General features: G+C 35.5%; 16 protein-coding genes. 13 read left to right on the plus strand and 3 right to left on the minus strand.

Annotation, left to right across the window (positions count from 1 at the left end; genetic code table 11):
- Positions 1–36: 36 nt before the first annotated feature.
- Both TY11_RS07090 and TY11_RS07095 read right to left on the minus strand, forming a co-directional pair.
- On the minus strand, positions 37–2,142 hold the full coding sequence (locus tag TY11_RS07090) for an MMPL family transporter (RefSeq protein ID WP_042144480.1): 2,106 nt from the start codon (positions 2,140–2,142) through the stop codon (positions 37–39).
- A 108-nt stretch (positions 2,143–2,250) separates the two neighbouring features.
- Positions 2,251–2,820, minus strand: coding sequence for a TetR/AcrR family transcriptional regulator (locus TY11_RS07095; protein ID WP_042144481.1), 570 nt, complete (start codon positions 2,818–2,820; stop codon positions 2,251–2,253).
- A gap of 125 nt (positions 2,821–2,945) precedes the next feature.
- Between TY11_RS07095 and cypC the strand changes: the two genes are divergently transcribed.
- A complete protein-coding gene (gene cypC, locus TY11_RS07100; RefSeq protein WP_042144484.1) occupies positions 2,946–4,205 on the plus strand; it encodes a CYP152 family fatty-acid peroxygenase CypC in 1,260 nt (419 codons plus the stop codon).
- A gap of 412 nt (positions 4,206–4,617) precedes the next feature.
- On the opposite strand, the gene TY11_RS07105 is transcribed toward cypC, so the two are convergent.
- Positions 4,618–5,085: a YaiI/YqxD family protein gene (locus TY11_RS07105; protein ID WP_042144485.1), complete on the minus strand. Its 468-nt coding sequence runs from the start codon at positions 5,083–5,085 to the stop codon at positions 4,618–4,620.
- 150 nt (positions 5,086–5,235) lie between these two features.
- On the opposite strand from TY11_RS07105, the gene TY11_RS07110 reads away from it, so the two are divergent.
- From TY11_RS07110 to TY11_RS07160, 12 genes are all read left to right on the plus strand, one after another.
- Positions 5,236–6,405, plus strand: a complete 1,170-nt coding sequence (locus tag TY11_RS07110) for a hypothetical protein (protein ID WP_042144486.1) — start codon at positions 5,236–5,238, stop codon at positions 6,403–6,405.
- A gap of 141 nt (positions 6,406–6,546) precedes the next feature.
- On the plus strand, positions 6,547–6,876 hold the full coding sequence (locus TY11_RS07115) for a PadR family transcriptional regulator (protein ID WP_042144517.1): 330 nt from the start codon (positions 6,547–6,549) through the stop codon (positions 6,874–6,876).
- Positions 6,863–7,867: an HAAS signaling domain-containing protein gene (locus TY11_RS07120; protein WP_042144487.1), complete on the plus strand. Its 1,005-nt coding sequence runs from the start codon at positions 6,863–6,865 to the stop codon at positions 7,865–7,867. Before TY11_RS07115 ends, TY11_RS07120 begins: the two co-directional genes overlap by 14 nt.
- A gap of 79 nt (positions 7,868–7,946) precedes the next feature.
- A complete protein-coding gene (locus TY11_RS07125; RefSeq protein WP_042144488.1) occupies positions 7,947–8,447 on the plus strand; it encodes a GNAT family N-acetyltransferase in 501 nt (166 codons plus the stop codon).
- A 19-nt stretch (positions 8,448–8,466) separates the two neighbouring features.
- On the plus strand, positions 8,467–8,973 hold the full coding sequence (locus TY11_RS07130; protein WP_042144489.1) for a GNAT family N-acetyltransferase: 507 nt from the start codon (positions 8,467–8,469) through the stop codon (positions 8,971–8,973).
- A 17-nt stretch (positions 8,974–8,990) separates the two neighbouring features.
- A complete protein-coding gene (locus tag TY11_RS07135) occupies positions 8,991–9,797 on the plus strand; it encodes a GNAT family N-acetyltransferase (RefSeq protein WP_042144490.1) in 807 nt (268 codons plus the stop codon).
- Between the two features lie 132 nt (positions 9,798–9,929).
- The gene (locus TY11_RS07140) at positions 9,930–10,310 is read left to right on the plus strand and encodes a GntR family transcriptional regulator (RefSeq protein ID WP_042144491.1); all 381 of its coding nucleotides are present in this window, start codon (positions 9,930–9,932) and stop codon (positions 10,308–10,310) included.
- A 2-nt stretch (positions 10,311–10,312) separates the two neighbouring features.
- A complete protein-coding gene (locus tag TY11_RS07145) occupies positions 10,313–11,215 on the plus strand; it encodes an ATP-binding cassette domain-containing protein (RefSeq protein WP_042144492.1) in 903 nt (300 codons plus the stop codon).
- Positions 11,187–11,930: a hypothetical protein gene (locus TY11_RS07150; RefSeq protein WP_042144493.1), complete on the plus strand. Its 744-nt coding sequence runs from the start codon at positions 11,187–11,189 to the stop codon at positions 11,928–11,930. The genes TY11_RS07145 and TY11_RS07150 overlap by 29 nt, the downstream gene beginning before the upstream one ends.
- Positions 11,931–11,932: 2 nt before the next feature.
- Positions 11,933–12,637: a hypothetical protein gene (locus tag TY11_RS07155; protein ID WP_042144496.1), complete on the plus strand. Its 705-nt coding sequence runs from the start codon at positions 11,933–11,935 to the stop codon at positions 12,635–12,637.
- A 57-nt stretch (positions 12,638–12,694) separates the two neighbouring features.
- On the plus strand, positions 12,695–12,841 hold the full coding sequence (locus TY11_RS20400; RefSeq protein WP_155982681.1) for a hypothetical protein: 147 nt from the start codon (positions 12,695–12,697) through the stop codon (positions 12,839–12,841).
- 485 nt (positions 12,842–13,326) lie between these two features.
- Positions 13,327–13,887: a GNAT family N-acetyltransferase gene (locus TY11_RS07160; RefSeq protein WP_042144498.1), complete on the plus strand. Its 561-nt coding sequence runs from the start codon at positions 13,327–13,329 to the stop codon at positions 13,885–13,887.
- Positions 13,888–14,102: the final 215 nt, after the last annotated feature.

A 14,102-nucleotide genomic window follows, 5' to 3' on the forward strand; every position in this document is an offset into this window, starting at 1 on the left:
GAAATAACCTGAAGGAATCATCCTTCAGATTGTTTTTTACTTCCCTTCTTTTCTATGCTTATCTTTTTCGAGCATCACAATTAAACTCGGCAACAATACTCCTCTTATCAAGAAAGTATCAATCAAAATACCAACCGCAACAATAAATCCGAATACAAATAATAGTTGGATTGGTTGTGTCATCAATACTGCAAATGTAGCAGCCAATATAATACCTGCTGAGGAAATTACTCCACCCGTATTTGCTACTGCAATTCGAGTAGCTTCTTTAATGGAATGCTTCTCTCGTTCTTCCATGAACCTGGAAACTAAAATGATATTATAATCTATTCCCAGAGCTACTAAGAATATGAACGCGTAAACTGGTACACGGTTACTAATTGTATCGATATCAAAGAATAAATTCGTTAGGAACATCCCTAATCCTAATGCTGCAAAGAAGGATACAATAATTGTACCCATCATATACAATGGCATTTTGAATGACTTGGTTAGGAAGATTAACATGATAAAGATGAGTAGTGTTTCTAATAATACAATGACTACAAGGTCTCGGTTATTTGTATTTTTATCATCAAGAGATGCTGATGTTTCACCAGCAAAGTACAATTCACCATTTATATTGCTAGCATCAAGAATATTATCTGACCTTTCCTGAATATCTTCCAATGCATTAATGGACTCAATTGCATATGGACTTTCATCAAATGTGAGGCTGTAAGACACTACTTTTTGATCGTCGGTTTGATTATCAATCCTTATTGTATTTACATGATCCTCTTCTGAAAGTACCTCTAATAAAGCTTGGCGATTCTCTTCTGAAATTTCTTTATCTGATTCCACTAGAACAGTAGTAGGGGCAAGATCCCCTGGTGCAAATTTTTCCTCTAATATTTCGTAGCCAACTCTAGATGGCATATCATCTGGGAAGGATTTTATTAGATCAAATTCATATTTAAGATTTAGGTTATAAGTTGAACTTAAAACAATAAATACCCCAACAACGCTTATCGCAACTATCGGTTTTTTCGTTACAAATTTTCCAACTTTACTCCAGATAGAACTTGGCTTTACAGTAGTATCACCAACTTTCGGAATGATTGGCCAAAATGATTTTCTGCCAAAGATGGTAAATAACGCTGGTACGAGTGTAACGGATGCTACCATAATAACTGCTAAAGCCGTACCGAAGATAAGTGCAAAGTTACGATAATCACCTAAATCTGCAAATATTAGGATAATCATCGCAAGGAATACTGTACCGCCTGAGTAGAAGACAGGTAAACCAGTTCCTCTCATCGCTACTTTCATAGCAGTGTGTCTATTTTCATGTTGCTTTAATTCTTCCCTAAATCGAGAGAATACGAATAAGGAATAATCAATTACTGCTGCAAATAGCAATACTGACATAATCGATACGGACTGGGAACTCATAAGTAATCCAGCTTTTCCAAATAGTCCAAGTAGCTGCGTGACGATTTGATAGACAAAAACGGCGGCTAATAATGGAATTAAAGCAATTAATGGCGAACGATAAATCAAAATTAATAGTACAAGGATAATTCCAACTGTGGACATAATTAAGACAAGGTCAGCTCTTGAAAATAAGTCGGTAGTATCAACTGCAATTCCTGCAGGACCAGTTACTGATACCGTCAAATCTGTATGTTCCGAAATGATTGATGTAATTTGTTCCAGTACTTCTTTTACCTCTGGGGTATCTAAATTAGCATCTAAATTGGTAGGGATAATAGCAGTAGACCGGTCCTCTGAGAAAAAGGAATTTGTAGCTGGTTCAGGCAGTTTCCCCATTGGGATAATTTCCTTCAATCCATCAATATCTTCTGCCAATATCGTATCGGTTATGGTAATCAAATCCTGCAACTCGATTTGATTCTCCGATTGAAGTACTAATATAGCTGGTAATACTTCACTACCACCAAAATAGGTTTCAATTTTTTCGTTTGCAACTACTGAATGCATTTCTTCTGGTAATGTATCAATTGATGTTACCTGATAGTCTCTTACACTTGGAACAGTAATGGTAAGGATGACCATAATAAGTAACCATGAAGCTAACGTAATCCACATTCCTTTTTTGGTGGAAACACAATCGGTAATTTTCTTTAGTAAATTTTTCATTTTAGAAAAATCCTCTCTTAAGGTTACACGTGTGTAACTTTTGGTGGAAAAATAACGGCATAATACCGCTATCTCATTATCACTTGAAAGTTACACAAGTGTCAATTATTATTCGGTGAAAACTCCGTGACAGATTACTTCTTTTATTTTTTTCACCCAATCTTGATGTGGAACTCCTTCAGTGTTTGGAATATTAACAGTTTGAAATATCATTCCTATGATTAAATTACTGGGAATATCATCCCTCAATTTTTTTTCACTTCTACCTAAGTCTATGAAATGTTGGAGTGATGTATACAATTCAGTAACAATTTCACTTATATTTTGTTTGTTCGCCGCTACTTTCTTATTTACCTTAGGTATTTGTATACCTATTTCTCGTAATTGATAAAGACTCATATCAGCAAAGATGACGTCAAATAAAGCATGGAACTGATCGGTGAATGTTTTTTCTCTAGTTACCTTTTTCAATAGATATAAAAATGATGTTAATTCATACAGCATATATTCACTCAGTAGTTCTTCTTTATTTTCGTAGTATTTATAAATTGCTGCCCTGGAAACATTCAATTGATTAGCGAGTAGTGTGAAGGTGTAGCCTTCATAACCATACTGCAAAAGTAATTCTTTAGTTGATCGATAAAGTTCTTCCCTTGAAAATTTCCGTTCACGTGCCATGTTCATTCACCTCGCCTACATTATAAATGAACTTTGCATAAAGAGTAAAAGTTTAGGCCCTATGCATAAAGGTTACAACTCTATAACAGACTATAGATAGTAAAATACAGAAGTGAGTGACTAAATTGCCATATCGTGAACAGATTCCAATCGATAAAGGAATTGATAATACCCCAAAGTTATTATTAGAAGGATACAACTACATAACAAATCGAAGAAATAAATTTGGCAGAGATATTTTTGAAACTCGAGTTCTTGGCGGGCAAAAGGCTATTTGTATCGCTGGGGAAGAAGCGGTTAAGACTTTTTATGATGAAGATAAACTTATTCGAGATGGTGCTGCACCGAAGCGATTGAGACAGACTCTTTTTGGAGAACATGCGATTCAAACCATTGACGGAGCCAATCATCGACATCGTAAAGAACTATTTATGTCTCTAATGTCCAAAGAAAGATTACAGGATTTAAGTAAGTTACTTGAAAACCACATGGAGAATGCAGTGACCAAATGGACAATGCAACAAAAAGTGGTAGTTTACAATGAAGTGGTTCAAATTCTTACTAGGGTAGCATGTGAATGGTCTGGTATACCATTAAACGAGAGAGAAGTTAATAAAAGGGCTAATCAATTAGAAGCATTAATTGATGGTGCTGGAGCTATGGGTCCAAGATATTGGAAGGGGCGATCCTCAAGAAATCTTGCTGAAACTTGGCTACGAGGGCTTGTTGGACAGGTTCGTAATGGGGAACTTTGCATACCTAAAGATTCAGCTTTATATAAAATGTCTTGGTACCAAGATATAAATGGAGAATTATTAAATGAGCAGATTGTTGCTGTTGAACTGCTTAATATTTTAAGGCCAATTGTTGCGGTTTCGGTGTACATTACATTTGAAGCTTTGGCCTTACATGAGCATCCAGGAGAAATGGAAAAGCTACGAAATCATGATGAGGAGTATACAGAACATTTTATACAAGAGGTTAGAAGGTATTATCCATTTTTCCCGTTATTAACAGCAAGAGTTAGAGAAGACTTTCTGTGGAATGGACATGATTTCAAAAAAGGAAACTTAGTTCTCCTCGATATATACGGTACAAACCATCATCCTGATATATGGGAAAAGCCATACACGTTTAATCCAGAACGATTTATCGATCGAGAAGAAAACTTTTATGACTTTATCCCACAAGGGGGTGGCGATTATTACCGAGGGCACCGCTGTCCCGGGGAATGGTTAACAATTGAAGTAATGAAAGTGGTCCTACATTTTCTGGTAAACAAAGTGGAATATGTGGTACCTCAGCAAGATTTACAATATAGCATGATAAGATTTCCTAGTTTGCCACGGAGTAGATTTGTAATTAGTGATGTAAAAGTGATTTAAAAAACGCTCGTTTTGAGCGTTTTTTTATTCCTCTAATTTAAGTGGTAAAACAGGAGTCCGTTTGATATCGCCATTTTTCATTGAAATTTCTCCCCACATTGATTAGTCGAATATGTATACTAATTGGTTTCAAATAAATAAAAAAATTTCCATTTGGGCGATTGCTCCAAATAATAAGGTGAGAGATATATTGGTATCAATCTCCATTTTACTGGTATACGGATACAAGTGGTCAGGAACATGAGGGCTGGTTTGAGGATGCGAGGAGTGTGCGAGTTAAATATGAAACGGTTAAGGAATATGGCTTAAGATGAGTTAGATATTGGGTATTAGGTAATCCATTCCCATAAAATTGGCCAGTGCTTCAAGCTAACTTTACAATTCGAAAGCTATAAATGCAAAAGGGGAGCAATTAACTATCGTTGCTCCCCTTTTGCACGTTTTCTTGAACGGTTCTTTCTAGTAAATCCCTAAAATTCTTCCGATCCTCTTCGGTATATGGCTTAGGTCCTTTTGTCTTTTGACCACTTCTTCTTGCCTTCGCACTAAGATGACGAGTTTGGAGAAGTTGATCGATATTTTTATTGGTATAGGCAAAACCTTTGTGATGTAGAACTAGACAACCCTTCCCTAATCCGAGAGAAGCAAGACCGTAATCCTGTGTAATAATTAAATCCCTTTTTTCAGCAAGCTGCATAATTCGGTAATCAGCTGCATCTGCACCGGTATCGACATAAACCGTCTCGACACCTTCTATTTCTTCATCATGTGAAAAGTGGCTAATACTTTTTACAAGAACAACTGGAATAGAAAATGCCTTTGCTACTGAAATAACGATATCTTTAGCAGGGCTAGCATCTGCATCTACATAAATTTTCATTAATATTCTCCTGTTATGTTCTGTCTACTTCCATGAAAGCTAATTATACATGATTTGTCAATGACAATAAAAGTTTGCTTTATTCATTTTCTTTGAAACCCCTTCACTTCCTATTGCGTTATATTATTAGTTAGAGGAGGGAAATCATAGGTGAATAATAGTAGTAATAACACAGTTTATGAATACCGAAATAAAAATAATATTTATATATGGACAATAACAACAATAATTGTAATTGCAATGGTTGCGGGCGGTATTTTTTACTTTGTCGCTCCATTTTATTTTTTTGATAATACCCATGAAACCTTTTTTATGGCGTTCTATATTACATTAGCGCCGCTTGTCATATTCCTTGTATTTATGATGGTGAATTATTATGTTTCCATGCTGAAAACGAATAATAAATTGAATAACTATAAAATATCGAAGGAGGGTTTCTTTTATAAGCACCACATTTCTGATGATCAATACATGGAAGGCTATATAGACTTTTCCAAAATAAAAAGATGTGTCATTTCAAGAAAAATTGTTGAAGTACGAAAACCCCACTATAAGGAAAGGTTTTTAGTGTATCCTGTTATTCACTTAATCTATGAGGATCATCAGAAAATTAATCACTTCATGTTACAACATGAACATTATACGAAGGATGCTATGAATTATTTACTAAGCTCCTTATCTAATATACATATTTTAATTGAGTATACAGAAAGACAACTATACCTTGTTCCGGAAGAGAAGTTGTTGGAGATTCTAGATTCTAACGTGAAAACTAGATCATTTCCTATTAATGGAAGTATATTTGAGTATGAGGAGTTTAGTGGATTCACTTCTGAGAAACCGAAACCAGAAATGGGACCATTGTATAAAGAGAATTTAGAAAGACAGGGAATCCATTACTTTTGTTATCCAGTTTGGCTGCTATTCGCGGTGCAATTTGTCGTATATCTGGTTATTTTCAGCTTTGCGGCGAATGAGAAAATGAACGAAAAATCCCTAATTCTTACTAATGTCATTCCCTATATCTTTATTCTAATTTCCTATATTCTTTATGTTTATCGTCTGGAGAGGGCGAAATATTGGAAGAGTATGTTGCATTGGTTGTATTCTCAAGTCACTATGGTGTTGGCATTCCTTCTAGTCGATAATATTTTTGATAACCTGGATGCTGAAGTAGTATTACAGGAAATTTCTTCTATAAACATTGGCTTCCATCTTGCATCTTTTATACCTCACTTCATTACCGTGTTAATGGTAAGGTCTGAATGGCCCGCTATATACCATGAGGAAACGAAACTCGCCATGAACCACCAGGCGTAAATTGAAAAAACATGATTTGGAGTGCATCCAATCATGTTTTTTATTTTTTAATAATATGCACTTTACAATAGTGTGCGTCATACACTATAATGAAGTTAGGAGTTGATAACCTTGAACGAACAAGAACATATCGATAAATTAATGCTTGAATTACGACGGGGTACCATCACCATTGGTGTACTTAGTCAGCTATCAGTCCCACAGTATGGATATTCACTTGTGACATTACTGAATGAAAAAGGTGTCCAAGTGGAACCTGGGACGCTGTATCCACTACTTAGAAGGCTGGAGAAGCAAGGTTTACTTGAGAGCCTTTGGGATACAAATGAGGCAAGGCCAAGGAAGTATTATAAATTAAGTAAAATGGGCAACGAGGTATATGAACAATTATGTAAGGAATGGGAAGGTATGGTAGCAAGTTTGGATCATTTAATTCATACAAGGAAGGATGAAGAAGATGGAAATGATTGAAAGGTATATTTATGCGGTCACACAAAAACTTCCGCAATCTCAGCGTGAGGATATCGGAATTGAACTTCGCGGATTAATTGAGGATATGATTGAGGAACGTGTTGGTGATGGTGAAGTAAAAAAGAAAGATGTCGAAGAAGTATTAATAGAATTAGGCAGTCCGAGAGAGATGGCAATCAAATATCGGGGTACGAAAAGGTATTTAATTGGTCCAGAGCTATATGATTCGTTTCTCATCGTTTTAAAAATTGTATTAATATCTATGTTTGCCGGTCTTGGGATTGTTTTCGTAATTCAAATAATAATCGACCCTGTTGAGATATTAGATCACTTTGTTGGACTTATTGTTACATTAGTTACGGCAATACCACAAGTCGTAGGGTGGGTAACGCTTGTTTTTGCTCTGGTAGATTATTACGGAGGAGTTCAGACAAAGGATCTAGGATTAGATAAAACTTGGCATCCATCCATGCTGTCGGCAATTCCAGATCCAAGAAGACGAATAAAACGATCAGAGCCAATTGTTGGGATAATTTTTTACGTTATTGTTATGGTATTTTTTGCTTTCTCGAGTAATTTCTTTGGAGTTTATGTGTTTAATGATGGTGGATTCAGAGAGGTAGTTCCTTTCTTAAATGAGGCAGCTTTTTCACAATATATGCCATTAGTATTATTGTTACTAGCAATTTTCATTGTAAAGGAATGTTTAAAACTGATTTCAGGAAAGTGGACCATGAAATTAGTAGGTTATACCGTTATTATTAATCTATTAGGAATGATGGTTGTTTCCTTCCTCATTACTGGAGATGCCTTCTGGAATCCAGAGTTTATGAGTGACCTGGTTAAATCGGGGATAGTCACGGAAGGTTCAGAAGGGTACCAGATTGGGGAAACCATTTGGAAAAATAGCACTAGAATTATTGTTATCCTTCTATTAGTTGGTTTAGTGTGGGATACAATCGAAGGCTTTATTAAAGCCAGAAAAAAGTAAATAGTTCTTTTCAACTAACAACGAATTGATTATGATAAGAATAATTAATTCGTTGTTAGTTGCGTAAAGGGGGATAAGCATGCGTTTAGTAAGGCCATCTATGAAGTGGGAAAACGAGCATCGATCATATTTAGTGGAATGGGGACCGACTAGAATTATACCAAGTAGTTTCAATCTAGAGGGAACTAGTAGCTATGAAGAATATCTACAAGAATTATTGAAAAGAGAAAAAGGGTATGGAGAATGGTTACCTTGTTCTAACTATTTTTTAGTTAGTGCGGAAAATAGAATACTAGGCTTGCTAGATATACGTCATGAACTAAATGACTTCCTTTATCGAATTGGAGGACATATTGGTTATAGTGTACGTCCTTCTGAAAGGAAGAAGGGTTTTGCTACGTTCATCTTGTCGGAAGCACTCCATAAATGTAGGGAATTGGGGATGGACAAAGTGTTAATTACTTGTGATGACGATAATATTGGTTCAGCCAAAGTTATTATCCATAATGGTGGTATAGAAGATCATTCTGAGCAGGATTCAAATGGAATTGTAAAAAGACGATTTTGGATAAATTTATAGGACAACTAGGTGTGATTAGATGGAAAAACAACACGTGAAAATTAAACAAATGACAGAAGCCGATTGGGAATCGGTACGCAACATATATATAGAAGGGATTCAAACTGGTAATGCAACATTCGATACGGAGCCTCCATCATGGGAAGAATGGGATAAAGGGCACGTAAAAGCATGTCGAATAGTTGCCTGCATAGATGGGGAAGTAGTAGGATGGGCTGCTTTAAGTCAATCTATACAAAAGCAAGCATATCGTGGTGTTGCCGAGGATAGTATTTATGTTTCAAGTGCTTGCTCCGGTTTAGGAGTTGGTACATTATTATTAGAAGAACTTATTCGAGCTAGTGAGGTACAGGGTTTTTGGACTTTACAGTCATTAATTTTTCCTGAAAATACTGCGAGTATTAAACTACATACACGTCTAGGGTTTGATATTGTAGGAACTAGAAAACGGGTTGGAAAACTTCATGGTGTTTGGAGAGATGTTGTGTTCTTAGAACGGAGAAGTTCTATAGTGGGTACTGATTAAGAGAGGAGAGTATAAGGATGGTTCCAGTATTGACAGGTGAAATTGCAAGAAGGATTGAGGTTTCCGAAATAGAGATGCTGAATTCTAGACTTACTGCAATTCAGAACATTCCCGGAAACCCAGTGGGAGTTGAGGTAGCAAAGTTTGGACAGGCAACAGCTTTCTCAGTTAAAGGGATACCTGGACCAGCATTTAACACGGTAAGAGGCCTGACCTCGGATGATACAAGTGAAGTTGATAAAATACTTGATTTTTATAATGAAAAGGATATTCCAATTCAAATAGAAATTACACCTGCCTGTATTAATTCAGAGCTATTAAAGTTACTAGCTAGTAAAGGTGTCTATCAAAGTAACTTCCATAGTGTGCTATATGGCGGTCAAATGGGGATATATGAAAATGTGAATTCATCGATTTCTATACAGAAATTAAAAGAGGATGAGTTTGACCTTTTTGCTGAGATTTATCTAAGGGGATTTGGCTTACCAGAATTTATAAAACCGGGAATCGCTCAAAATAATCAAGTTCTATACCCTCTCAAGGAGTGGGAGTTTTACCTTGCAACAAATAATGGTGAGCCAGCAGGCATAGGAGTTATGTTTTATCAAAATGGGGTTGCGACGCTTGCTGCATCTGCAACTGTCCCGGAACACAGAAAACAAGGCGTACATCGAGCTTTATTAAAAGAAAGAATAAAGGATGCTCACATCAAAGGTGCTGAATTAGTTGTCGGACAAGCCAAATATGCCAGTGTCAGTTCGAATAACATGGAAAAACTGGGATTAAGAGTTGCCTATACAAAATCAATTTGGGTTAGAAATTAGGAGATACAATGGGTATCTTCTATTTTTTTTTATTATTTTAGGAACCTTCCAAATTTGCCTTGCAATCGAATACATTTTTGTATATACTACATTACAACACTAATGCACTATGTTGGTTAAGGGGGACCTAATATGGTTCTAAATATGGATAGTACGATTCCAATTTATGTTCAAATTGCGGAATGGCTTGAGAACGAAATACTGAACGGCAATTTGAAGGTTGATGAAAAGGTTTATTCTCAATACAAGCTTGCAGATTTATTTACGATAAATCCGGCGACTGCTGCGAAAGGGCTTAATCTTCTTTATGAAGAGAAGATTCTTTATAACAAGCGTGGACTGGGAAAGTTTGTTTCATCCGAGGCATTGGACATCATTTTAGAGAAACGGAAAAATCAGAAGTTGAAAGGTCTTTTGGAGGAGGCTGTACAAGAAGCTGTACGTCTTAGTGTAACAAATGAAGATCTATTAGAAATGCTTAAAGAAATTATGAAAGAAAGCAAGGGGGAGTAGCTGTGAAGGTAATAGAATGCGAGGGACTAGTGAAAACGTATGGTAGCATCAATGCTCTAGATCGCATTACATTTTCGATTGAGGAAAATACCATAACGGGATTAATTGGTCGAAATGGTGCAGGAAAGACAACACTTCTTAAAGTGATTGCAGGGTTCTGGAGAGAAACTGAAGGGAGAGTAAAGGTTTTCGAAAGAAGTCCCTTTAATAATTTGGAAGTTTCCATGAACTCTATTTTTGTAGATGACATGATGAGTTTTACGTATACGTTAAATTTAAAAGAGGTTTTAACTGAAGCTCAAGCTTTCTATCCAAACTGGGATGCGAAATTAGCAGAAGGATTGCTAGAGTACTTTAACTTTAATCCAAGATTAGTACATCAAAGTCTTTCTAAAGGAAAAAGAAGTACGTTTAACATGATTGTTGGTCTCGCAGCTAAATGTCCCCTAACCATATTTGATGAGCCGACAACTGGTATGGATGCTGCTGTAAGAAAGGATTTCTATCGTGCGTTACTAAAAGATTATCTATTTAGCCCACGGACTATTATTATATCTAGCCATCATTTAGATGAAATGGAGGATATATTAGAGGACATTTTATTGGTCGATGAAGGGAAGAAAGTCCTTCAGCTACCAGTGGATGAATTTAAAGAATATGCCGTGACATTAAGCGGAAAAACAGCTATTGTTATGCAAATTCTAGAAGATAAAGATGTAATATATAAAAGAAATATTGATCTTGATAGTTGTTCCGTGGTTGTTCGTAATAACTTTTCACACGAGAGTGTAAAACGTCTAGGAATAAATGTTTCACCTGTAACTCCTAGTGATCTTTGTGTATACCTAACCAATCAAGCGAAAGGGGGAATTGATGATGTCTTTAACCAAAGTAAGTCTGTCTAATGTCGTACTTAAACAATATCGGTATAAACTAAAGGCCTATACTGGAGTTTTTATGGCGTTAATGGTTGTTCAGGTAATTGGAATTCTCCTTTCAATTGCAGGTGGTGGAAGCGGCTCATTTTCCAATAATGTGTATACGCTTGATGTTACGGTATCCTCATCAAGTCTAGTTATAGTACTAACCATGATATGGGCTTTCATGAATGCGATATTAATGACAACAAAGTCGTATCGTGAAGATGATTTCACGTTTGTTTCCAATCGATTATCGTATAATTTGTCTAACATGGTATTCCTTCTAACTGCATGTATAATTGGTGCAGCTACAGCCTTATTATCAACAGGGGTAATTAGAATATTATTTTATCTCATACATGATGTCGATATATTCCTTACCTTAACTTATCAAGTCGCAATAGGGGATTATTTCGCAGGGGCATTAGCTACTTTATTATATATTTTATTAGCTGCTACAGCCGGATACTTGGTTGGCATGATGACACAATTTAATAAAAGGCTAATTATTTTATTGCCAGTCATTTTGGTTGGTTTGAACTATGTTGTACAAAGTAATGCAAATCCTGGTTTTGTTAATATACTAAAGTTTTACTTTATGGAGTACTCGTTTACGGTATTTTTACTAAAGGCCATTGTCACCATCTTAATTGGTAGTGGATTGGCTATATTACTATCTAATCGATTGGAGGTTAGATGATTATGGCAGCATTCTTATCGATACTTCCTTTAATTTTCATCATGATCATTATTTTATGGTTAGTGGCCGTGAATAAGCGTTTAACACGAAAGTCACTAACATTACGACAATCCAAGCTAATTTTTGTTGGGTATATTTCTTTTTTGCTTATTGCAACAGTATTTTCTCTATTTCTCCCAAGCTCTGAAGCAAAATTGATAAAAAACTTAACGCTTAGGGAAGACATGACAGACAATTTATTCATGAAGGCGCAACAAGGAGGATTTTCTTCAATTGATCAACAACGGATTTCTCAGAGCTGGGAGTTCCCTTATACTGGGGATTCCTTAACGTTGTCGTCTGATTATTATGATGAGGGAATATTAATAGAAAGAACAAATGAGCTAAAAGGGAAAATAGAGGTATACTTTATTAAAGATTGGCAGGCTCTTGGTGTGAATTCTGTATCCATGGATGTCAGTGAATATACACCCGATATGGATGTTGAAATGACATCTGATACACTCATGGTTGTTAGTCCTGAAGAAGAGCTAATCATTGAGTTAGCTTTTAGTGAACTTGCATTTCCGATGAAGCAAATGATTGGTGAAAGCCAATTTGGACATGGCTATAGTTCTTCGGGATCCCGCTTTTTCTATATAAGGGTGCCACAAGACCTTCAAATAGAGTTCTCGGAATATCTATATGTGGACTACGTAAATAATTAACCAAAAAACCCCCCTCGAATATACTATAAAGATATCATGAATTTGGGGGTTCTAGACATGAACTATGTACGGAGTGGTCTAGCTTTTTTTGGTTTTTTAATTACAGGATTTGGGATAGGACTGTTGTTTCATAATGTGGAGGCGGGGGGCGCAATTGGCTTTGGATTAGGAATGTTATCTATATTGGTTTTACGTAAAGAGTAAGTATACGGTAAGGAGTCATCATAAAAGCATTGTTAGTCTAATCGTGAATCGACAACGAACCCCTTCTTATAACATACTTCAATAAAGGCTGGCTTTAGAAGGAGATATTCCTTCTAAAGCTAAGTAGTTCACTTTTGATGGAGAAAATCTAAATTAGCAAGAAAAATAACATAGTAAATCGTAGATTAATTGGTATGCTATTTTTCTTTGATGTATCAATGTTTTCTTATAAATTGTCTTTTTTTTAGCATTTAAAATAACATACAAATTAACATATTACTATTAGGTCATAGTAGGTTCCTAATTGGTATGTTATTTCTATTGCTAAATAGGATGTAAATTAGTAAATGGGATTAAGCCTAAATTTGGCATATTTTAGGGCAAAATAAAAACATGATATAATGAATATAAGACTTTGTGAGACCTTTTACTTAAATTAAATGGTAGGATACTTAAATAGTAATATAAAATGAGGAGAGATTACTGTGACCCTAGACACTGATATATTTCCCGTACTTGAGACTAAAAGATTAATACTAAGAAAAGTTACAAAAGCGGATGCGAACAGCATGTTGAATTATCTGTCTGATGAAGAAGTAATGAAGTATTATGGATTAGAACCTTTTAAATCAATAGACGATGCCTTGGATGAGATTTCATGGTATCAATCAATACAAAATAACAAAACGGGTATTAGATGGGGAATTACTTTAAAAGAGCAAGGAATTGTTATTGGCAGTTGCGGTTTTCATAACAATATTTCTCAGCATTTCCGTACTGAAATTGGTTTTGAATTGAGTAAAGAACAGTGGGGAAAAGGTATTGCCTTTGAGGCAGTTGAAGCTATAATAAGTTACGGATATGAACACATGAATTTTCAACGGATAGAGGCATTAATAGAACCACCTAATCAATCATCACAAAAATTAGTAGAAAAGTTGGGTTTTATCAGGGAAGGATTATTGAGGAATTATGAGTTTACATGTGGTAAATTTGATGATTTATATATGTATTCGTTGTTGAAGCAAGACTTTGATAAATTTTAAAATAGTTAGACGCAAAAGTATATTTAATGTTGGTTTGTAAGGGTTTTCGCTTAAAGTAACGGGGGCATAGTTAAACAGTCAAATATCAGATAATGCAAAACGCTTGGATAGAATTCTTATTTTGAAGTGACCCCAAAAAGTTGGACATATATTTTTAAGCTGCTTGTTGGGCAAAAGTTCGGTAGTGGACCGGACTTTTGCCTTTTAATTTTGCC

Origin of the sequence: Paucisalibacillus algeriensis (assembly GCF_000577245.1) — a bacterium.
Lineage (GTDB): Bacteria > Bacillota > Bacilli > Bacillales > Amphibacillaceae > Ornithinibacillus.